Origin of the sequence: Aeromonas sobria, from assembly GCF_000820145.1 — a bacterium.
Classification (GTDB): Bacteria; Pseudomonadota; Gammaproteobacteria; order Enterobacterales; family Aeromonadaceae; genus Aeromonas; species Aeromonas sobria.
Genome location: NZ_CDBW01000017.1, coordinates 245,817 through 267,783 on the forward strand (window position 1 = coordinate 245,817; position 21,967 = coordinate 267,783).

The window sequence follows — 21,967 nt, forward strand, 5'->3', positions numbered from 1 at the left end:
CAGGATCAGGCTGCGTGATCGACCTTGTGTGGCTGGGAGAATCCTTCCAGCTCGCCTGGGGCGAAGTTGTCTACCTGAATCGCTTCGTAGCGCAGGGCATCGGCGGCCAGCAGTTTGTCCGCTTCGTCCTTGCTCAGGATGGAAGCGGCAAGCGCAGCGGCAACCAGCTCCGGCAGGGCCATCTTGCGGGGCAGTTTGCCCTCTTTCTGGGCCTGCACCAGTTTCTTCTCGTAGGGCTGCACCGCCACCATGGCCTGGAAGGCGCGCTCCATCAGGCCGACCGGATCCGCGTCATCCTTGCCCACATAACAGAGGGCGGTCAGACGGTCGCGGAACTCGCCCGGTTTCATCATGGCCAGACAGATGGCGTGGCAGCGATCGTCGGCCGGCATCTTGTAACCGACGCCGAACGGGAACACCACGCGCTTGAGCACGGCACCCACCACCTTGTTCGGGAAGTTCTGGAAGAAGCCCTCGAACGCCTTGCCAATCAGGTAGAGGTTGCGCTCCACCGCGTACTGCACGAACGGCAGATCGGAGACCATACGGCCCTGATCCTCGTAGTGTTTGAGGGTGGCGGAGGCCAGATAGAGGTGGCTCAGCACGTCACCCAGACGGGCGGAGATCATCTCCTTGCGCTTGAGATCGCCACCCAGCATCAGCATGGAGACGTCGGCGCACAGGGCCAGCCCTTTACTCATGCGAGAGAGCTGCTTGTAGTAGCGGGCGGTTTCGCCGGCCACCGGCGCGCTGTTGAACTGACCCAGGGTCAGCCCCTGGAACAGGGAACCGAAGAAGTTGCCGGCGCCGAAGGCGATGTGCTTCATCAGCAGGGCGTCGAACTTCTCGAGACCGCGCTCCACGTCGGTGTCGGCGGCAGCTTCCAGCTCGGCAAACACGTACGGGTGGCAGCGGGTGGCCCCTTGCCCGAAGATCATCAGGTTACGGGTCAGGATGTTGGCCCCTTCCACCGTGATGGCGACCGGAATGCCCATGTAGGCGTAGCCGGTGTAGTTTTTCGGACCGAGCTGGATGGCACGACCGGCGTGGATGTCCATGGAGTCATCCATGATCTGGCGCGCCATTTCGGTCATGTGGTACTTGGAGATGGCGGTGACGATGGCCGGTGCCTGACCCAAGTCCAAGGAACCTGCGGTCATGCGACGAGCCCCTTCCAGCTGATAGGTGAGGCCGCCGATGCGAGCCAGCGCCTCTTGCACCCCTTCAAACTTGCCGATGGACATGCCGAACTGCTTGCGCACGTAGGAGTAGGCGCCCACGGTGCGGCTCGCCATGTGACCGCAAGCGGTACCCAAGGCAGGCAGCGAGATGCCGCGACCGGCGGAGAGGCACTCCACCAGCATGCGCCAGCCGCGACCGGCGTAATCCGGGCCGCCGATGATCCAGTCGAGCGGAATGAACACATCCTTGCCGAAGGTCGGGCCGTTCAGGAATGCCAGACCCATGGGGTAGTGGCGATCGCCAACGCGCACGCCCGGGTGGCTGGTGGGGATGAGCGCACAGGTGATGCCGAGCTCTTCCTTGTCACCCAGCAGTTTTTCCGGGTCATAGAGTTTGAATGCCAGCCCCAGTACGGTGGCGCGCGGCGCCAGGGTGATGTAGCGCTTGTTCCAGTTGAGGCGAATACCCAGCACCTCTTCACCCTTGTGCATCCCTTTGCAGACGATGCCCTTGTCAGGGATGGCGCCTGCATCGGAGCCCGCTTCCGGGCCGGTCAGGGCGAAGCAGGGCACCTCTTTGCCATTGGCCAGCCCCGGCAGCCAGAAATCTTTCTGGGCCTGGGTGCCGTAGTGCATCAGCAGCTCGCCCGGGCCGAGGGAGTTCGGCACCATGACGGTGACCGCCACGCTCAGGCTCTTGGTGGCAATACGGGTGACGATGGTGGAGTTGGCAATCGCCGAGAACTCGCGGCCGCCGTAGGATTTCGGGATGATCAGGGAGAAGAAGCCTTCCTTCTTCAGATAGTCCCACACCGGCTCAGGCAGGTCTTTGGTTTCGTTGACGATCTTGAAGTCATCGACCATGGCGAGCAGGGTTTCGACCTGATTGTCGATAAAGGCCTGCTCTTCGGCGCTCAGTTCGGCCTTGCCGTAACCGTGCAGTTTTTTCCAGTCGGGGTTGCCGCGAAACAACTCGCCATCCCACCAGACGGAGCCGGCTTCCATGGCCTCCCGCTCGGTGGCTGACAAGGGCGGCAGTATCTTTTTGAAGATGCCGAACACCGGACGGGTTACCACCTTTTTACGGATGGAGGGCACGCCGAGCACAACGGCTATCGCCAGCACCAGCAGGACAAGCAATGTGATCATACCGAAGTTCCTTCTATTTCACTGTTTCCGTTGATTTGTTGTTGGTTGTTACACAGCCAGGGAGAGCCTGGTCGACTCCACGGGCGCCCCGACTCCGGACGCCAGATAAGGAATAACGTTGCGCACCAGCCCTTCCACATCGAGCTGCTGGCCAAAGTCGGCCAGGGCGATGTCGCGTAGCGCATCGGCGGAGGCCATGGTGAATACGACAGTGCCCAAGGTGAAGTGCAGGCGCCAGAAGAGATCCGCTGGCGACAGGGCCGGATTGGCCTTGGAGATCGCTTGGGTGATCCGCATCAGAATGGGGCCGTAGTGGGCGGTGATAAAGCGGCGCAGGTGGCCCTGGCTATCGATGTATCCGCGTCCCAGCAGTTGCATGAAGATGGCCGGGCCGTTGGCCCGCACCGCAGAGAGTTTCATCAGTGGTTCGACAAAGCTTTCAAACAGTTGCAGTAAGGTCAGCTGCTCCTGCTCCATCAGCACCCGCAGGCGTGCATCGAGATCCGGCATGAACAGGCTCAGATAGCGGTCGAGCACCGCCTGGATCAGCTCCTTTTTAGAGCCGAAGTGATAGTTCACCGACGCCAGATTGACGTCGGCCTCACTGGTGATCAGACGCAAAGAGGTATCGGCGAATCCCCGCTCGGCAAACAGCACTTCAGCGGCATCGAGAATACGGTTTTTGGTATCGATTTTACTCACTGGACACCTCACTTAAACGAATGTTTAAAAAGTACGTTTCATAACGTGAAGTGTCAAGAGAATGTGAATGAGTGTTAGCGGAATGTTTTTCGATGAAAAAAGCAAAGTAGGCGGAACTTAGTCAAAAAGCCGGACTCTATATCTATGCCACTGCAATTAAACATTAAGTCTCGCCCAACCTGCACCATGCTAGTTGGGCCTTTTTTTGCGCGTTTGTTACTGGTTTGCGATTTACAGGCAAAAAAAACCGCCGCAGGGCGCGACGGTGGGGAAAGTGAGTTCGCGTCATCCTGACGGCAAACTATCGATGCGAGTTCAGGCTGTATCGACGGGGGCAGTATGCCAGCCAGGGCCCCTCAGACTATGTCAGCTTCGCGGTATTTTGTGACAAAGTGTGGCAAGCACTGGCGTGGCTCAATCCCCCTCACTTTGTTATGCTGACCCTCCAATATCCGAGGGGAGATAAGATGAAGTACCCGGTCGATACCCACACTCACACCATTGCCAGCACCCACGCCTACAGCACCATCCACGACTATCTGCCGATAGCCAAAGCCAAGGGGATCAAGCTGTTTGCCACCACGGATCACGGCCCCGAGATGGCAGATGCCCCTCATGTCTGGCACTTTGCCAATTTGCCAATACTGCCAAGAGTGGTGGATGGCGTCGGGATCCTGCGGGGTATCGAGGCCAACATCAAAAACCTGGAGGGGGAGATCGACTTTCCCGAGCGGTACGAGTCGCGCCTCGACATGATCATGGCGGGCTTTCATGAACAGGTATTCCCTCCCTGCGATCAGGCAGCCCATACCCAGGCGATGATCAACGCCATCAAGAGTGGCCGGGTCGATATGATCAGCCACCCGGGCAACCCCTCATTTCCTATCGACATTCAGGCGGTGGTCAAGGCGGCGGCCGACTATCGGGTGGCGCTGGAGATCAACAACTCCTCCTTCATTCATTCGCGCCCGGGTAGCGAAGGCAACTGCCGCGCCATCGTGGAAGCTGCGCGGGATCTGGGTGCCTATCTCACCTTTGGCTCCGACTCCCACGTCGCCTTCAGCCTCGGCGATTTTGACCACTGTCACCGTCTGGTGACCGAGGCGGGCTTTCCGCTGGATCGGATCCTGGTGCGCTCCCCCCGCGCCCTGCTTGAATTTCTCGAAAGCCGTGGCCGTGCCCATATCCCCGAGTTTGCAGACCTGTAGATATTCGCTAACACATTGAGCCAATAGATAAAACAGGATTGGTGCAGCAGTGACTGGCGTCATCCGCAAATAGCTGGGATGAGATGGCTGGGAGGACAATGAGGAATGCCTTGTTCATCCTAGCCCTTGGCAGGAAAGGGCTGAGGCAAGCCTCGCTCTCGGTAAGTCAGGTTTTTTCTGGTTTTAAAAATTTCGCTATCCCGGCGTTTTCCGCTTTTTATGTGATGGAGATCACTGTACCATCGCCGCCCGACCTGCCACCCGGCCGCATCTCCCCCTGCGACGGCGCTGGCGTCAACCGATACATGCTGTCACCCGGAACGTGAATGACCCCAGGATGGGACCCGCCACTAACCTGTAGGTTTGTGGTCTGCGTGTCGCGTGGGTCGGCACCTCTCCCGTCCGATCTTCCGCGATACCTGTCTGCAGACTTGCCATATGAAACTCCTCTCTTCATAGGTGCAAGATGACACTGTTATTGAGTCTGGTCGGTATACTGGCCCTGATGTTTATTGCCTGGCTGGCCAGTGAAAACCGCCGTGCTATCCGCTGGCGCACGGTATTGGGTGCGCTCGCCCTGCAGACCGGCTTTGCCGCACTGGTACTCTATTTCCCCCCCGGACAAGCCATTCTTGGTGCCATGAGCAATGGCGTCTCCGCCCTGCTCGGCTTTGCCGATAGCGGGATAAGCTTCGTGTTTGGCGATCTGGCCAGCAACGGCTTTATCTTCGCGGTGCGGGTGCTGCCGTTGGTGATCTTTATCAGCTCCCTGATCGCCGTGCTCTATCACTTCGGCATCATGCAGTGGGTGATCCGCGTATTGGGGGGCGGTATTCACCGCCTGCTCGGCACCAGCCGTGCGGAATCCCTGGTGGCCACCGGCAATATCGTCCTCTCGCAGGGGGAGTCCCCGCTGCTTATTCGCCCCTTCCTCGCCAGCATGACCCGCTCCGAACTGTTTGCGGTGATGACCTGCGGCATGGCATCGGTGGCTGGCTCGGTGCTGGGCGGTTACGCCGCACTGGGCGTAGATCTCAAATACCTGATTGCTGCCTCCTTTATGGCGGCGCCGGGTGGTCTCTTGATGGCAAAACTGCTGGTGCCCGAGCAGCAGCAAGTGTGCGATCAAGAGGAGATCCCGTTGGACAAGAGCGATTACAGCAACGCCATCGATGCGCTGGCGGGTGGAGCCATGAACGGCATGAAGATCGCCGTGGCTATCGGTACTATCCTGCTGGCCTTTGTCAGCGTGATCACCATGATCAACGCCGGTCTCACCACCGTGGGTGATTGGTTCGGCTGGGCTGATCTCTCCTTGCAACAGCTGCTGGGTTATCTGTTTGCCCCGGTGGCCTGGCTGATTGGTGTGCCTGCCAGCGAGATGATGGCGGCAGGTTCGCTGATTGGTCAGAAGGTGATCATGAACGAGTTCGTCGCCTATCTGGACTTTGTCCAGATCAAGGATGGCTTGAGTGCCCATACCCAGATCATCATCACCTTTGCCCTCTGCGGCTTCACCAATCTGGGCTCTATTGCGGTGCAAATTGGTTCTATCGGCACCATGGCACCGGAGCGCCGCCACGATGTGGCCAATATGGGGTTAAAGGCGGTGCTGGCCGCCACCCTGGCCAACCTGATGAGCGCCACCCTGGCCGGGATTTTTGTCTCACTGGCCTGATGGTTGACCCGATAGCCGGTTAGTCAGCGGCAAAAACAAAAGACCCCCTCTTGCCGTTGGGCAGAGGGGGTCTTTTTATGGCTCATTGATAACGATGAGAGGGCGCTATCGATTCGGCAGAGCACTTCACGTTCACTTCACCGAGTGGAGGTAGGGTAAGCACCAGTTTTCAGTTGGAGCTTCACCCTATGCCCACCATAGTCACCCACGCCGCCATCCCTCTCTGCCTTGGACTGGGGCTTGGCAGCCGGATTATCCCGCCCCGCCTGCTGCTGGCGGGGGTTGCCATTGCGATGCTGCCCGATGCCGATGTGCTCGCTTTCAAGCTGGGGGTCGCTTACGGCCACGTCTTTGGCCACCGCGGCTTTACCCACTCCTTGCTATTCGCCTTTGCCCTGCCCACGCTGGCCATGCTGTTTCACCGCCAATTTCGGGCCAGCGCCGCCACCGTCTGGTCGTTTCTGCTGGTCTCTCTGCTCTCCCACAGCCTGCTCGATTCCCTCACCACTGGCGGCAAGGGGGTTGGCTGGCTCTGGCCGTGGCGTGACGAGCGTTTCTTCGCCCCCTGGCAGGTGATCCGGGTCGCCCCTTTCAAGTTGGAGGCCTACCTCACCGCCCGAGGGGAGGCGGTGATCCTCTCCGAGCTCTACTGGGTCTGGTTACCGGGGGTTGTGTTGATGCTGATCTTGATGGGGTGGCGCAGGGGCGGTAGTGGTGGGATTGGAAAGGGATGTTGGATATATAGTGGCTGAGCCAAAGATAAAAACTTAGACCCCCATCCCTTATATTCTGGCTATTCAAAATTTTGCTCAGAAAGATGGGGGGCTGATTTTTTGTTTTGTTATCACACTTACCTTTCGGTGAGCAGTGATCTTCGTATTTTTTTTTTCGTCAATTTAATGATTGTTCATAAAGTGACTTCGCGATATGTTTGTATGGTACGCTATTAAAATTCTGCCTTTCTAAGACCGATAAGCATTTGTTTTTCGCCGAGCTCGGCTAATATTGCCTCCAATACTTTCACAGCATCTTTTATTGCTGTTTCTATAGTAGATTTTGCTTTCTATTATTTAGATTCTAGTTTTTTAGCAATCACTTCATCTACAACCGGTTTAAATATATTTTTTATTACGGTAAGACATTTGATTATTCCCTTATCAATTTATAAGTCAGCAACATGTTACAACTCGTGCTGATTAAATATAATTGTTTATGTGTACTAACGATAAGTTAAGGGGGGGGGGATTTAGCCCGTCCCAGTGAGAGGGGAGCAGGGACACCCATCTTTTGGAATGTTGGCTATGCTACGCTTTGCTTAGAAAAGTGGGTGTCCCAAAACTCAAAACTACGAATGGTTACATAACGCCCGCATTTGCGGCTGGTTTGGAGCATAGCGCGACAACATGCACTTGTTAGGTGCAAGCTTACTACTCCACTGAGGCAAGCCTTTTATCAATTAGTAGTGTTGCTAAACGGAGACATATCAAGACGAGAAAATCATGCGCATTCTTGAGCACTTCGATTTTGGTCGAAAAATACTTGACCCCAGACTTGGGTGATTCTCCAGAGTGTACGTACTGATTTCTCACTGCATAAACTAAAGACAGAACATCGTTTATTGCCATGTCTTCGTTATTGGTGAATATATTGAATATTCTATGTAAAGCGCGCTTTTGAGAGTTTGACGTGGCACCACTGGTCAAATAGTCAATGTAGCGTTGAGAGTCCTCACGAAATTTTGAGTTACAATGTATATTGTCGCTGTGATATTGCCGAAATGACTTAGTTATGATATCAAAATGATATTCTCCTAAAAGCTCATCTAAGATGTCTTCGGAAAGTGAAGTTGTTTTTGATCTATTGGTTAATAACGACGAATTATCATATGCCTTCAACAACGACTCGTAACTAAACCATACATTCGATAGCTTCAATGTCAGCCTAGATACATCTTTTGAAGTATCCGTATTGGTGTATCTAAAACCAGGGTTAAAAGTTATATTTGTACTCAATGCCATTTGTAGTCGTATATCAAAAAGGCGTATATCTTGATCAATTTCACCTTCAAATGACTCAATTAACTTTTCGAATGAAATCTCGTAGTCATCTTGAAACCAATTAAATATGATTTCATTCTCTTTAATTACTACTGACATGATGTTCCTTGTCGCGGGATAGCATTGAAAAAAACTTGGACACCCATCTTTGTATTCTTGCTATGTAACGCTTTGCTCAGAAAGATGGATGTCCTGATTTTTGTTCTACGCCACTGTCAAAAAGGTGGGGGTCCCAATTTCCATTCTGCGGAAAAATAGTCTGGGAGATGCGCTTTGTTAGAGCTTGGGCGTAAATTTATTTGCCATATACTCCATTTCATATACTAGTCTCAATAACTCAGCTGTAAGCATTACTGTACTTTGAGCCCTTTCTTTTTCTGGAGCATCAAGCTTGTGGGTTGACTTATTTCCGTGCTGCCTAATTAAATCAACCCAGCCTTTCATTGGTGGTGTTACATAGCCATTATTTTCAAGATAAGTCATATATGCAGCAAATGACTCGCCCTCTTTTGCACCTTTATCTGCGGCAACATGCATTAATATTTTTCTGCAAATTAATTCTGCAGCAGTATATGCATTTACTTCCATGCACCGACGAGCTTCACTATATGATTCACCGACTTCAGGAGGTAAGCCCTGAATGTTAGGGCCAAATTGTGACCCAGGAAAAACTGTATTATTAATTTTTGCAGATGGCATTGTGCAATGTGTGCACAAAAGCCATTTATTGGAGTAACGATTGGTGGCTTGATCTTGCCAATCATAGCGAGCAACCACAGCACCACTAACCTTAGTTCCACAGTGCCCACAAGTATAAGTTTCCCAGCCTTCCTTCGTGCTACCATCATTACGAATTATTGATCTGTGACCTTGAAAGCTCATGACTTACTCCGATGTGTTTTTTGTAGCCCTAATGCTCGCGTAATAGGTACGAGCTTGCGAACGTCAGAATTGTTACACTTGTTAATTGTTTTCCGGCTCAAAATTTCCGAATTTTATAATGTCAGCAATAGCCGATCCAATGGGAGGGGCTGTGGCCCCCTTTTTTAAATAAATAGTCATAATAATGTGCTCCCCTGATGTATTTTCATCTAGAATGGTGATTAGCATTTAGATGCTTCTCGTGAAAATTTATAATTGAGACAGGCCTCTCAAGTAATTCAATGCTTCTGTGCTAAAGATTTAAAATATTAATGCGATGAGATTTTATTTCCTGCGTTTTCTAGATTTTATTCATTTGCTTAGCTTTCCAGCAGTGATAGAGAAAGTGATGACTTTTCAAATCAACTAGATAAGTGGGTATCTCGTATATTGGACTAAAAAATCGTAGGTTGGTGCTGAACGAAGTGAAACCCAACGTTTACCACGAAATATATCTGTAAATCTGTTTTGCGGATCTGCCACGTCCATATTTATCCCGCTCTGGTCGGTGCAATAATGCTCGCCTGTTGGGCTTCGCTACACGCTGCGTCAACCTACAAACAGCCACGCTACCGCCCCTGAGTTACAGCTCCCAGACCACTGCTTTTAACCTGCGAGATAGCAACAATCGCTGTCATGGCGTTCTTCCGAGAGGTTGATTGTCATTCGGGTATCTTAAGGGGGAGGGTGCTGCGTTGAGAAGCGTGTTTTGGTGGGAATCTGTGTTGGATCAATAAATTAGTCATTAAGGCGTGGACTGAGTGAGCATCTTGCTTGGCTGGAAATGCACCATCCCCTCACCCCAACCCTCTCCCGGAGGGAGAGGGTGCTTGTTCACTGTTGCACGGTAGCCTCAGGCGGGCACGGTTTTGATCCCCCTCTTACTTTGCTGAGGCGAGCCCTCTTGTCCAGGCCGCGAGGCAGGATGCCGAGCGAGCAGCGCAAGGCCATGGGCAAAATCGGGAAGGGCGAGCATAGCTCGACCCGATTTGGCGCGAGAACACGGATGTTCGAAGCGGGCTTTGGCCGGAGCCATGGATGGCGGAGGCCAAAGGCCCATCGGCGCGTGCCGTTGGACAAGAGGATGAGCCAAAGGTACCCGACGTCAGTCGGGCGAAAACGCGGGGGAGAAGACCTTTGGTGTTATTTGTTAAAGAGAGCGGGTCTTTCCAAAGTCACTCGCCCAGGCCCGAAGGGCGGGCGAAACCCCGTCGAGGGTGGCGCTCTCGTGTCCTGCGTGGCGAAGCCGCGCCATAGCATTAGCATCAATTCCGCGAACGTCTGATTACGCTTCGCTAATCAGACCTACAAGGGTGGCACCAACCAGGGATGGTGGATAACAAAAGGGAGCCCGCTTGGGCTCCCTTGCTTGTCATGGGGGTGGGCGTTTGACTGAACGCTTAGCGCAGGGTCGCCGCCTTCATCCCTTCCACAAACTCTTTCAGACGAATGAGCATATGCGCCGGGTTCTGGTGGTGGGTCTCGATGATCTTCACCACGGCGGAGCCGGAGATGGCACCGGCGGCGCCAGCGGCGATCGCTTCACGCACCTGAGCCGGTTCGCTGATGCCAAAGCCGAGCAGGGCGGGGGGGGCGTTAAACTCGCGCAATGTGTTGATCAGGCCATCCACCGGCATGCCAGCCTTGGTCTCGGCACCGGTTACACCTGCGCGGCTCACCAGATAGGTGTAACCACTGCCAAGCTCCGCCACCTGTTTCAGGGTCTCGGCATCGCCATTGGGCGGGGCGATAAAGATGCTGTCGATACCGAACTTGTCGGCGGCTGCCTTGTAGGGGGCGCACATCTGCACCGGCACGTCGGCGACCAGCACTGAATCCACCCCCGCCTGCTGGCACTTCTCATAAAAACCGTCGATCTGGCGCACATAGACCAGATTGGCGTAAACCAGCAGGCCAATGGGCAGTTGCGGGTACTTGGCGCGGATGCGGCCGAGCAGCTCGAAGCAGTCGTCCGGGGTGGTGTGGCTCTCGAAGGCGCGCAGGGCGGCGCCCTGAATGGTGGGGCCATCCGCCACCGGATCGGAGAAGGGAATGCCGAGTTCGAGGGCATCGGCGCCCCCTTCGACCAGCGCATCGACGATGGCCAGTGACAATTCGGGGGTGGGGTCACCCAGCATCACGAACGGCACAAAGGCGCCCTGATTGACCGCATCCAGACGGGAGAAAAGTTGTGTGTAACGGTTCATTTGCAGGTTCCTTCTTTCTCAAAGCTTTCTGTTTCCAAGATATCGGCAACGGTGAAGATATCTTTGTCGCCACGGCCGGAGAGGTTGACGATCAGCACCTGCTCTTTTTCCGGTTCACTGCGGGCCATCTTGAGGGCGTGAGCCAGCGCGTGGGAGGACTCCAGTGCCGGGATGATCCCTTCGGATTTGGCCAGCTCCTGGAAGGCGTCCAGCGCCTCCTTGTCGGTGATGGAGACATACTCGGCGCGGCCGATGGAGGCCAGATGGGCGTGCTGCGGGCCGACGGAGGGGAAATCCAGCCCCGCCGAGACGGAGTAGGACTCCTGAATTTGCCCCTGCTTGTCCTGCATCAGGTAGGAGTGCATGCCAAAGAAGACCCCCTTGCTGCCGTGCCCCAGCGGCGCACCGTGCTCGCCACTCTCGATGCCGTGGCCACCCGGCTCGACCCCGATCAGACGCACCTCTTTGTTGTCGATAAAGTCGGCAAACATGCCGATGGCGTTAGAACCGCCGCCGACGCAGGCGATCACCGCATCGGGCAGCCGCTCCTCTTTCTTGAAGCACTGGGCCTTGGCCTCTTCGCCGATCATCTTCTGGAACTCCCGCACGATAGTGGGGAAGGGGTGCGGACCAGCGGCGGTGCCAAGCAGGTAGTGGGCGGAGTCGTAGTTGGCAGCCCAGTCACGCAGCGCCTCGTTGCAGGCATCTTTCAGGGTGCTGGAGCCGGAGTGCACCGGAATGACGGTGGCCCCCATCAGCTTCATGCGAAATACGTTGGGCTTCTGGCGCTCGCAATCCTTGGCACCCATGTAGACCCGGCACTTGAGGCCAAGCAGGGCGCAGGCCAGCGCCGTGGCGACGCCGTGCTGACCGGCGCCGGTCTCGGCGATGATCTCTGTTTTGCCCATCCGCTTGGCCAGCAGCGCCTGACCCAGCACCTGGTTGGTCTTGTGGGCGCCGCCGTGCAGCAGGTCTTCACGCTTGAGATAGAGGCGGGTCTTGGTGCCCTTGGTCAAATTGCGAGTCAGGGTGAGCGGGGTCGGGCGACCGGCATATTCGGTCAGCAGCTCCTGAAATTCGGCGATAAAGGCCGGGTCTTCCTGGGCATCGACGAAGGCTTTTTCCAGCTGAAGCAGGGCGGGGATCAGGATTTGGGGCACGTACATGCCACCAAATTCACCAAAAAACGGGTTGAGCAGGGTCATGGTTTCTTCCTTATACCTTGAGTCAAAAACGGAACATCAAAAACGATACAGAGATCCAGTGGCCGCCTTACAGCGCGCGTAGGGCGGCGAAGGCGGCGGCGAGTTTGTGGCCATCTTTCTGGCCTGGGGCACTCTCTACCCCGGAGTTGAAATCAAGGCCGAGGCAACCCACTTGAGCGGCCTGCAGGGCGTTGTCGGGATTCAGGCCGCCCGCCAGCATCAATTTGCTCTTGTCGAGCGTGGCCAGCAGGGCCCAGTCGAACGCCTGACCGGTGCCGCCGCTCTGGCTGCCTACTTTCGTATCCAGCAGCAGCCGATCCGCCGGATAGTCGAGGGCGGGCAGCGGCTCGCCGCTTTCTTTGTCAAGAGAGACGCCTATGGCTTTCCAGATCTGGCAACTTGCAGGCAGCAGCGGACGCAGCACCTCGATATAGGCGGCATCCTCATCCCCATGCAGTTGCACCGCGGCTAGTCCCAGCGCCTCCACCGTTTTGGCGATGGTCTCTTGCTGGGCGTTGCGAAACACCCCCACATAGGAGAGCGGCGCACCTGCCATCACGGTACGGGCGGTGGGAATGTCCACATAGCGCGGGCTCTTCGCCACAAAGATCAGGCCGCCGAACACCGCCCCCGCCTGATGGGCTGCGGCGGCATCGTCGGCGCGGGTCAGGCCACACACCTTGTTCTGACCCAGTACCAGTTTGCGCACTGCCGCTTCCAGATCCGGCTCGGCCATCAGGGAGGAGCCCACCAGAAAGCCCTTGGCGTGGTGGCGCAGGTCCGCCACCTGAGCGCGGTGGTTGATCCCAGACTCGCTGATCACGACCCGGTCGGAGGGAATGTCTTTGGCCAGCTGTTTGGTGCGGTTCAGATCCACGCTCAAGTCCCGCAGATCCCGGTTGTTGATGCCTATCACCGGCGCGCCCAGCGCGATGGCGCGGGTCAGCTCCTCTTCATTGCTCACCTCGGTGAGCACGCCAAGGCCCAGTTCTTTGGCCACCGCAAACAGGGCGCGATAGCCTTCGTCGGTGAGCACCGAGAGCATCAAGAGGATGGCGTCCGCCTGATAATGGCGGGCCAGATAGACCTGATAGGGGTCAATCATGAAATCCTTGCAGAGCACCGGCTGGCTGACGCGGCTGCGTACCCGCGGCAAAAAGGCGAAATTCCCCTGAAAGAATTTCTCGTCGGTCAGCACCGAGATGGCGGTGGCGTATTTGCCATAGATGTCGGCGATGGCCTCCGGGCTGAAATCATCGCGGATCAGCCCCTTGGAGGGGGAGGCCTTCTTGCACTCCAGAATAAAGCGGGTGGAACCGGCCTTGAGGGCGCCGACGAAATCCCGATCGCTGGGGGTCAGCGCGCTCTGGAAGCTCTCCAGCGGCTGGGCCAGCTTGCGGGCGGCAACCCACGCCTGCTTGGCCGCCACGATTTTGCCGAGGATGGTCTGGCTGATGGAGCCCATGTTCAGAAAAGCATGGGGGGCAATAAGGTCTGACATCTCGTTATCCTTGCGAAGCTGGCTCTTGCCCTGCGGGCGTTCTGAATGACTGTTGTGCAACGTGGTGGCTGACATCATGCCTCCTGATGGCCCGCTTCCTGATGGCTCAAAGTGGCCAGCCGGGCGGCGATCTCTGCCGCTTTACCGCTCGCCAGCACCGCCAGCACTTCGGCCGCCGCGCTCTTGAGATCTTTCGCCTTGCCCGCCATCAGCAGCAGCGGCGCCACGTTGGCGGCGATGGCTGCGTTGTGGGCCGGGGTGCCTTGCCCTGCCAGAATGGCGGCGGTGATGGCGCGGTTCTCTTCCGGTTCTCCCCCCTGAATGGCGCTGACCGGATAGGTATCGAGGCCAAAGTCAGCCGGGGTGATCATGAATTCGCGGATCTCGCCGTCACGGATCTGGGCCACCTGGGTCGGGCCGTGGATGGCAATCTCATCGAGCCCGGCGCCGTGAACCACCATACCTGTTTTCAATCCCAGTGCCAGCAGGGTTTCGGCGATGGGGCGCACCAGCTCGGGGGCATAGACCCCCATCAGCTGATAGGTGGGGCGGGCGGGGTTGATGAGCGGCCCCAGCACGTTGAACAGGGTGCGGGTCTTGAGGGCCTGACGTACCGGCATGGCGTGGCGCACTCCTGCGTGGTACTGGGGGGCGAACAGGAAGCAGATGCCAAGCTCGTCCAGACAGTGGCGCGCCTGCACCGGGCTCATGTCGAGCTTGATCCCCATCTTGTCGAGCAGATCGCTCGAACCCGATTTGCTCGAGACCGAACGGTTGCCGTGCTTTGCCACTTTCAGGCCACAGGCGGCGGCGACCAGCGCCGAGGTGGTGGAGACGTTGATGGTGTTGAGACCATCGCCACCGGTGCCGACGATGTCGCAGAACTCGTAGTCCGGACGCGGGAAGTCGCGCGCTTCCGCCAGCAGCGCTTCGGCGGCACCGGCGATCTCCTCCGGGGTCTCCCCCTTGATCTTGAGGGCGGTCAGCAGGCTTGCGAGAACGATGGGATCCACTTCGCCACGTACCACCTGGCCGAAGGCGTCGCGGGTACTTTCACGGCTCAGAGACTGACCCTGATAGAGGGTGTTGAGATGTTGATGCATGTTGGTCTCCTTACCTTAACGCACGCTGCTTTCTGGGCGGGTGATATGGGCGAGCGCCTGGGTCAGCAGGCGGGCCCCTTCCGAGGTCATGATGGATTCCGGGTGGAACTGGAAACCCAGCACCCGCTCATCCTGCTGCTCTATGGCCATGGGCATGCCCTGATAGTGGGCAATCACCGTCAGCTCTTCTGGCACATAGGTGGCGACCAGCGAGTGGTAGCGGGCCACCGGCAGCGGGCTCGGCAGACCGGCAAAGGCGCCGTGGCCGTTGTGCTCAATCAGGGAGCGCTTGCCGTGGACGATTTCACCCGCCGCACCGACGGTGCCGCCATAGGCTTCGCACAGGGCCTGATGTCCGAGGCAGATACCGAGGATCGGCACCTGACCGCGGGCCAGCTTGATGAGGTCAATGAGGCAACCCGCTTCATGGGGCGCGCCCGGCCCCGGCGAGAGCACCAGCACCGCATCCCCTTCGCAGGCGGCGATCTCGCTCATGATGCGACTGGCCGGCAGGCTGTTGCGGTAGATCCGTACCGGATAACCGAGGGAGCGGAACTGGTCGACCAGGTTGTAGGTAAATGAATCGAAGTTATCGAGCAGGAAGATATTAGTCATGGCTCACGTCCTTATGTTGCTCCTGCTGGGCGCTCAAGGCTTGCAGGGAGGTGCCATGGCTGGCGGCGATGGCGGCCAATACGGCGGCCGCCTTGGCGCGGGTCTCGTCCGCTTCGGCCTGGGGTTTGGAGTCATAGACCACCCCGGCACCGGCCTGCACATGGGCCACGCCCTCTTTGACAAACGCCGAGCGGATCACGATGCAGGTATCCATCTCGCCTGCGCCGTTGATGTAGCCAACGGCGCCGCCGTAGCTGCCGCGGCGTTTGCCTTCCACCATGCGAATAAGCTCACTGGCGCGGATCTTGGGGGCGCCGGTGAGGGTGCCCATGTTCATGCAGGCCTGATAGGCGTGCAGGGCGTCCAGATCCGAGCGCAATGTGCCCACCACCTTGGAGACCAGATGCATCACGTGGCTGTAGCGATCCACTTTCAGCAGCTCCTTGACGTAGCGGGTGCCGGGCTCCGAGATGCGGGCGATGTCGTTGCGGCCCAGATCAACCAGCATCAGGTGTTCGGCGACCTCTTTTTCATCCTGACGCAGCTCCAGCTCGATGCGGCCATCCAGATCCCGGTTGATGCTGCCATCCGGGTTCAAGCCCCGGCGGCGGGTACCGGCGATGGGGTACATCTCCACCTCGCGGCTGGCGGCGCAGAATTTCACCGCGCTCTCCGGTGAAGCGCCAAACAGGGTGAAGTTTTCATCCTGCACATAGAACATGTAGGGGCTGGGGTTGGTCTGCTTGAGGCGGCGATAGGCGGCCAGCGGACTCGGGCAGGGCAGGGAGAAGCAGCGGGACGGCACCACCTGGAAGATATCGCCACGGCGGATAAAGCCCTTGAGCTTCTCCACCTCGGCGCAGAACTGCTTGTCGCTCTTGTCCACGCTCATACCGCCGGTAAGGGCCGCAGTGGCCAGCTCGGCGCAGAGGGGTTGCTGGCAAAGTTGTTTGAAGTCGGTGAGCCGCTCGCTCAGGCGGGTGTATCTGTCGTCTATCTGGCTCTCATCGCTATCGCCGCCGAAGATGCAGGCGAGCAGTTGGGTAGAGCGCTCGATATGGTCGATGGTGATCAGGGTCTCGGCCACATAGAAGCAGTAGTCGGGGCAGTTGTTGCTCCCCTCCGGCACCTCTGGCAGATCCTCGAAGGAAGCGATCAGGTCGTAGGCGAAGCTGCCCGCCATAAACAGAGCTTCTTTACCCAGCTGGCACTGCAGCTCCTGTTGCAGGGTGCGCAGCACGTCCAGCACGCTGCTCCCCTTGAGGCGAGAATCTTCATCTTGCTCCCGATCGGAGGCCGGGAAGTCGAGCTGCAATTCGCCATCCACCAGCGAGCGTGCCACCACCGCAGGCAGCCGCTCGGCCAGCAGGCTCTGCAACTGGGCGCCGTTGTCGTTCAGGGTGCGCACCCGCACGGTACGGCCATGGCACTCGATGCGCAGGCAGGCATCTACCAGCAGCAGGCTCTGCTTGCCCGCTTTGGAGTCTATCTCGACTGATTCCAGCAGCAGATTGTTGGGGCGGCCCTGACAAAGGCGGGTATAGAGCGCCAGCGGGTCAGCCACATAAGGGGCGTTGAGTTTGAGGGTATCGAATTCACCCAGAGGAAGGCGATGTGTGGCTGTCATAGTGCGTTCCCTTGCGTGTGATGCGTTTTACCGATGTTCATGACATTGAATTCCTTGAAAATTAAATTGGTTTAGGCGGTTTCATCAGGGGCGCCATCGCCAGGTCAGTGTTCTTGTCTGAATTCTCGGTTTCATCACAGGTCCATTTGCCGGATAATAAAAAAGCCCGCTGGGGTCAGCGGGCTTTTTATTTGGGTTCTTAATTTGCTGTCAGATTACAGATACAGCAACGACCACACGCCCGCATGTCAGGGAGTGTGCCACCACCAGCTTGCTTTCAGGGTGATTGTCGTTTGCATGATAAAATCCTGTAAAAAGATGTTTGCAATGAAGTGCCTACAGAAAACGATAAAGCCGCGGCCAAGTCAAGTCGCTTTTTAGCCTTCTTTCACCGATTTGCCATGAATGGTGACCTGACCACGAGAGCGGAATTACCTGATGAGATTCGATCTGCACTGCCATACCACTGCCTCCGACGGGGTGCTGAGCCCGGCCGACCTGGTGCGCCGCGCCGCTGAAAAACAGGTCGAGGTGTTAGCGGTTACTGACCACGACACCCTTGATGGCCTTGATGAAGTGCGCCGCACTATCGAGAGTGAGCAACTGCCGCTGCGACTGGTGAGCGGGGTCGAGATCTCCACCGGCTGGGAGCACCACGAGATCCATATCGTGGCGCTGGGGGTGGATGAAAAAAATCCGCTGCTGGTGGCATTTTTAGCTGGCCAACGGGCCCGTCGCGAGGCGCGGGCACTGGAAATAGGGCGTCGTCTGGAAAAGTGCCTGATCCCCGGCACCTATGAAGAGGCCAAAGCGCTGGCCGGTGACGCCGCCGTGACCCGTGCTCACTTTGCCCGGGTGCTGGTGGCGCGCGGGGTGGCCGACAACATGCAGAAGGTATTCAAGAAGTACCTGAGCCGGGGCAATAAAGGCTATGTTCCGGCCGAATGGCCAGAGATGAGCGAGGCGATCAGCGCCATTCACGCCGCTGGCGGGCTGGCGGTACTGGCTCACCCCAGCCGCTATGGTCTCACCGCCAAGTGGATTAAGCGGTTACTGGTGGCTTTCAAGGCAGCCGGTGGTGATGCCATGGAGGTGTCATTGCCCCAGCAGAGCCCGCAGGAGCGGGCCAACCTCGGTCAGTGGGCCAAGGATCACGACCTGTGCATTTCGGTGGGATCGGATTTTCACTTCCCTTCCAACTGGACCGAGCTGGGCCGCCACCTCTGGTTGCCCAAAGAGGGCATGCCGGTCTGGTTGGCCTATCCCGATCACTTTGGGCTCACCACCGAGCAACACACAGAGCTGCTGGCGAGCCGGTAACGGCACCAGCGCAATAGGGAAGGCAAGAGGGAATGGCCATAGTGTGGCTGGCCTATCCCGGCCACTTTGGACTCACCACCGAGCAACACGCAGAGCTGCTGGCGAGCCGCTAACGATGCTAGCGAAGTGGCCGCAAGCAGGTGAAGTGGCCACAAACAGGTTAAGGTAGTGTCATGGGTCTGGAACCCGTGGCCATACGAGCGGGCAGGTATTGCTGCCCCCATTGCGAGAACAAGCTATGAGTCAGCATTTTTACGTACATCCGGAAAATCCTCAGGCCCGTCTGATCAGTCAGGCGGTACAGATCATCCAGAACGGCGGCGTCATCGTCTATCCGACCGATTCCGGCTATGCGCTGGGTTGTCAGATGGGTGACAAGGGGGCGCTGGAGCGCATCTGCCGCATCCGTCGCCTCGATGCCAACCACGACTTCACTCTGGTGTGCCGTGATCTCTCCGAGATCGCCACCTACGCCAAGGTGGACAACGGCGCGTTTCGCCTGATCAAGAACAACACCCCGGGCGCCTACACCTTCATCTTCAAGGCGACCAAAGAGGTGCCACGTCGCTTGATGAACGAGAAGAAGAAGACCATTGGTATTCGGGTGCCGGATAACCTGATTGCCCAGGCACTGCTGGAGGCGCTCGGCGAGCCGCTGCTCTCCACTACCCTGATCCTGCCGGACTCCGAGATGGCCGAGTTCGATCCGGAAGAGATCTTCGACAAGCTGGGCAAGCAGATCGATCTGGTGGTCAACGGCGGTTATCTGGGCGAGCAGCCCACCACAGTGGTGGATTTCTCTGACGACGAGCCGGTGCTGCGTCGTCGCGGTGCCGGGGATCCGACCCCGTTTGAGTGAGTCTGCCGATCCTGTCTCCGTGACGGTCACGCCCCAGGCGGGCGCACATATCGCGGAGACAGCGGGGGAGTCCGTTCTCCCCCAAGCCATCCCATCCCCCATCGCGCGGGTACTGGGGCAGCCCTATCACGAGCTGCCCCAGGACTTGTTCATCCCGCCCGATGCGCTTGAGGTGTTCCTCGATACCTTCGAGGGGCCGCTCGATCTGCTGCTCTACCTCATCCGGCGTCAGCAGCTTGATATCCTCAACCTGCCGATCCTGCAGATCACCGCCCAGTACATGGAGTATGTGGAGCTGATGCAGGGGCTCAACCTTGAGCTGGCGGCAGAGTATCTGCTGATGGCGGCTTGGCTCGCGGAGATCAAATCCCGTTTGCTGCTGCCCAAAGCGCCGGAGCTGGAAGATGAGGAGGAGGGGGAAGACCCGCGGGTTACCCTTATTCGTCGCCTGCAGGAGTACGAGCGGTTCAAAGTGGGGGGCGAGCGGCTCAATGAGCTGCCACGGGTGGAGCGGGAGATTTTTGTCGCCACCGCCTTGCCCCCCGATTTTGGCACTCTCAAACCACTGGCCCCCGATGTTTCGCTGGTTGAGCTCGCTCTTTATATGCAAAGTGTGGTAAAACGCGCGACTCATTTCGAACATCACCAGATCCGCCGCGAACAGATCCCGACCCGGGTGCGCATGGCGGAGATCCTCGCCATGCTCTCGTTGGGCCAGACCTTGCGGCTAGAACAGGTGCTGCGTGCCGAAGAGGGGCGCATGGGGGTACTGGTGACGTTTTTGGCCCTGCTGGAGCTGTGCAAGGAACAGCTGATCTGGGTCCTGCAAGCCCAACCGTTGGGCCAAATCTATTTTGCATTGGCCAGCCAGAGTGAGGAGGGCAACCATGGCGCTGCCCACTGAACGGCTCAAGACCTTGATCGAAGCGGCACTGTTCGTGGCCGGTCGCCCGCTCAACGTCAGCGAGCTGAAAAGCAGCGTGCTGGCCGATTATCCGGTGACCAGCCGCTATGTTCAGTTGTTGTTGGCCGAGATCAGGCAAGATTACAGTACGCGGGGGGTCGAGCTCAAAGAGGTCGCCTCCGGTTGGCGTTTTCAGGCGCGTCAGGAGTATGCCGAGGAGCTATCAAGGCTCTGGAGCGAGCGGGCGCCCCGCTATTCCCGCGCCGTGATGGAGACGCTGACGCTGATCGCCTATCGCCAGCCCATCACCCGTGCCGAGATCGAAGCGATCCGAGGGGTGGCGGTGTCGAGCCAGATAGTGAATACCTTGAAAGAGCGTGGTTGGGTGCGCAGCATCGGCCACAAAGAGGTAGCAGGCCGCCCCGAGCTGCTCGCCACCACCAGAGAGTTTCTGGATTATTTTAATCTGCAGAGTCTGGAGCAGCTCCCCGAGCTGGATCCGGATCTGCAACCCCCGTTGCCCCCCATGCCAATGGCGGAGGGTGGCAGCGATCAACAATCAGGTAACCCCGATGAGTGAAAAACTGCAAAAAGTGTTGGCCCGCGCGGGTCACGGCTCCCGTCGTGAGATGGAGGCCCTGATCACCGCAGGTCGGGTCAGTGTGGATGGCAAGGTCGCCACACTGGGGGATCGCGTCGAAGTGAACGCCGTGATCCGGGTAGATGGTCACCAGATCAAGACCCGTGCCGCGGAAGAGGTCATCTGCCGCGTGCTGGCTTATCACAAGCCGGAAGGGGAGATGTGTACCCGTCACGATCCGGAAGGTCGTCCCACCGTGTTTGATCGTCTGCCCAAGATGGAAGGTGCCCGCTGGATTGCGGTTGGCCGCCTTGACGTCAACACCTCCGGTCTGTTGCTGTTCACCACCGACGGTGAGCTGGCCAACCGCCTGATGCACCCGAGCCACCAGGTAGAGCGTGAATACGCGGTACGTGTGTTTGGCGAGATCACCGAAGCCATGCTGCAGCGCCTGCGCAAGGGCGTGCAGCTGGAAGATGGCACCGCCAAGTTCAACAAGATCAAACCGGCTGGCGGCGAAGGTCTGAACCAGTGGTTCAACGTCACCCTGACCGAAGGTCGCAACCGTGAAGTGCGCCGTCTGTGGGAATCACAGGAAGTGCAGGTGAGCCGCCTGATGCGGATCCGTTACGGTGACGTGACCCTGGATCGTGGCATCCCCCGTGGTGGCTGGCAGGAGCTGAAACTGCCGGAAGTGAACTACCTGCGTGGTCTGGTGCATCTGCAGCCGGAGACCGAATCCAAGGTTGACCTGCAACAAGATGGCAAAACCAGCCGTCACAAGCAGGCCGCCCAGATCCGCCGCGCCGTCAAGCGTCACAAGGATATGCAAGGCATGGAGCCGCGCGCCCGCAGCACCACCGCCCGTCGCAAGCCGCAAGCCTCTACCCGCAACTCGGGTACCGGCAGCAAGTAAGCTGCAACGCGTTGCGAACTGCGCGCTGACAAAGAGCGCGCAGTCGGCCAAGCAAAAGGCCCGCACCTTATGGTGCGGGCCTTTTTTTTAGCTGTGACGACGACCCGGTCTCTTGCAAGTGCGTCGGGAAGGGGGGTGTGGCCTTTATGTCACTTCTTCGTCCGCAGACGCGCCGCCGTGGTTGCCCTGCCCGAGCTGGCTTGCTAGCCTGTGCGGCTCTGATAGAGGAGTGAA

18 protein-coding genes are annotated in these 21,967 nt (G+C 57.8%); 8 read left to right on the plus strand and 10 right to left on the minus strand.

All coding sequences use genetic code 11. From position 1 onward, the window contains the following. Window positions 1-5: 5 nt before the first annotated feature. Together BN1135_RS09745 and BN1135_RS09750 are read right to left on the minus strand one after the other, a co-directional pair. Window positions 6-2,330, minus strand: a complete 2,325-nt coding sequence (locus BN1135_RS09745) for an acyl-CoA dehydrogenase (RefSeq protein ID WP_042020646.1) — start codon at window positions 2,328-2,330, stop codon at window positions 6-8. 48 nt (window positions 2,331-2,378) lie between these two features. Next, complete coding sequence (locus tag BN1135_RS09750; RefSeq protein WP_042020647.1) at window positions 2,379-3,032, minus strand: TetR family transcriptional repressor PsrA; 654 nt, start codon at window positions 3,030-3,032, stop codon at window positions 2,379-2,381. Window positions 3,033-3,499: 467 nt separating this feature from the next. On the opposite strand from BN1135_RS09750, the gene BN1135_RS09755 reads away from it, so the two are divergent. From BN1135_RS09755 to BN1135_RS09765, 3 genes are all read left to right on the plus strand, one after another. Next, window positions 3,500-4,240: a phosphatase gene (locus BN1135_RS09755; RefSeq protein ID WP_042020648.1), complete on the plus strand. Its 741-nt coding sequence runs from the start codon at window positions 3,500-3,502 to the stop codon at window positions 4,238-4,240. Window positions 4,241-4,706: 466 nt separating this feature from the next. Next, a complete protein-coding gene (locus tag BN1135_RS09760; protein ID WP_042020650.1) occupies window positions 4,707-5,918 on the plus strand; it encodes a NupC/NupG family nucleoside CNT transporter in 1,212 nt (403 codons plus the stop codon). Window positions 5,919-6,106: 188 nt separating this feature from the next. Next, the gene (locus BN1135_RS09765; RefSeq protein WP_042020651.1) at window positions 6,107-6,670 is read left to right on the plus strand and encodes a metal-dependent hydrolase; all 564 of its coding nucleotides are present in this window, start codon (window positions 6,107-6,109) and stop codon (window positions 6,668-6,670) included. Window positions 6,671-7,345: 675 nt separating this feature from the next. Here BN1135_RS09765 and BN1135_RS09770 read toward each other — a convergent pair. The 8 genes from BN1135_RS09770 to BN1135_RS09805 all read right to left on the minus strand — a co-directional run bounded on the left by BN1135_RS09770 (window position 7,346) and on the right by BN1135_RS09805 (window position 17,154). Continuing rightward, a complete protein-coding gene (locus tag BN1135_RS09770; RefSeq protein ID WP_042020653.1) occupies window positions 7,346-8,074 on the minus strand; it encodes a hypothetical protein in 729 nt (242 codons plus the stop codon). A 177-nt stretch (window positions 8,075-8,251) separates the two neighbouring features. After that, window positions 8,252-8,857 (minus strand): DUF4145 domain-containing protein, encoded by a 606-nt coding sequence (locus BN1135_RS21535; RefSeq protein WP_082186766.1) that lies wholly within the window; start codon window positions 8,855-8,857, stop codon window positions 8,252-8,254. A gap of 1,439 nt (window positions 8,858-10,296) precedes the next feature. After that, window positions 10,297-11,103: a tryptophan synthase subunit alpha gene (gene trpA, locus BN1135_RS09780; RefSeq protein WP_042020655.1), complete on the minus strand. Its 807-nt coding sequence runs from the start codon at window positions 11,101-11,103 to the stop codon at window positions 10,297-10,299. Continuing rightward, window positions 11,100-12,308 carry a tryptophan synthase subunit beta gene (gene trpB, locus BN1135_RS09785; RefSeq protein WP_042020656.1) on the minus strand — a complete coding sequence of 403 codons (1,209 nt, stop codon included), beginning with the start codon at window positions 12,306-12,308 and terminating at the stop codon, window positions 11,100-11,102. The genes trpA and trpB overlap by 4 nt, the downstream gene beginning before the upstream one ends. A 67-nt stretch (window positions 12,309-12,375) precedes the next feature. Then, window positions 12,376-13,884 (minus strand): bifunctional indole-3-glycerol-phosphate synthase TrpC/phosphoribosylanthranilate isomerase TrpF, encoded by a 1,509-nt coding sequence (trpCF, locus tag BN1135_RS09790; RefSeq protein WP_042020657.1) that lies wholly within the window; start codon window positions 13,882-13,884, stop codon window positions 12,376-12,378. After that, on the minus strand, window positions 13,884-14,912 hold the full coding sequence (gene trpD / locus BN1135_RS09795) for an anthranilate phosphoribosyltransferase (RefSeq protein WP_042020659.1): 1,029 nt from the start codon (window positions 14,910-14,912) through the stop codon (window positions 13,884-13,886). The genes trpCF and trpD overlap by 1 nt, the downstream gene beginning before the upstream one ends. A 15-nt stretch (window positions 14,913-14,927) precedes the next feature. Continuing rightward, window positions 14,928-15,527, minus strand: a complete 600-nt coding sequence (locus tag BN1135_RS09800; protein ID WP_005359135.1) for an aminodeoxychorismate/anthranilate synthase component II — start codon at window positions 15,525-15,527, stop codon at window positions 14,928-14,930. Beyond that, window positions 15,520-17,154, minus strand: coding sequence for an anthranilate synthase component 1 (locus BN1135_RS09805; RefSeq protein WP_042020660.1), 1,635 nt, complete (start codon window positions 17,152-17,154; stop codon window positions 15,520-15,522). The genes BN1135_RS09800 and BN1135_RS09805 overlap by 8 nt, the downstream gene beginning before the upstream one ends. 438 nt (window positions 17,155-17,592) lie before the next feature. Here BN1135_RS09805 and rnm point away from each other — a divergent pair, with 438 nt between their 5' ends. The 5 genes from rnm (at window position 17,593) to rluB (ending at window position 21,733) form a co-directional block, all read left to right on the plus strand. Then, on the plus strand, window positions 17,593-18,474 hold the full coding sequence (gene rnm, locus BN1135_RS09810) for an RNase RNM (RefSeq protein ID WP_042020661.1): 882 nt from the start codon (window positions 17,593-17,595) through the stop codon (window positions 18,472-18,474). 238 nt (window positions 18,475-18,712) lie between these two features. Next, window positions 18,713-19,333, plus strand: coding sequence for an L-threonylcarbamoyladenylate synthase (locus BN1135_RS09815; protein WP_042020663.1), 621 nt, complete (start codon window positions 18,713-18,715; stop codon window positions 19,331-19,333). Next, complete coding sequence (locus BN1135_RS09820; protein ID WP_042020665.1) at window positions 19,326-20,237, plus strand: segregation and condensation protein A; 912 nt, start codon at window positions 19,326-19,328, stop codon at window positions 20,235-20,237. Before BN1135_RS09815 ends, BN1135_RS09820 begins: the two co-directional genes overlap by 8 nt. After that, entirely contained in the window at window positions 20,221-20,817 is a 597-nt protein-coding gene (gene scpB / locus BN1135_RS09825; RefSeq protein ID WP_042020667.1) for an SMC-Scp complex subunit ScpB, read from the plus strand. The genes BN1135_RS09820 and scpB overlap by 17 nt, the downstream gene beginning before the upstream one ends. Next, window positions 20,810-21,733: a 23S rRNA pseudouridine(2605) synthase RluB gene (gene rluB, locus BN1135_RS09830; protein WP_042020669.1), complete on the plus strand. Its 924-nt coding sequence runs from the start codon at window positions 20,810-20,812 to the stop codon at window positions 21,731-21,733. Before scpB ends, rluB begins: the two co-directional genes overlap by 8 nt. The last annotated feature ends 234 nt before the right edge of the window (window positions 21,734-21,967 follow it).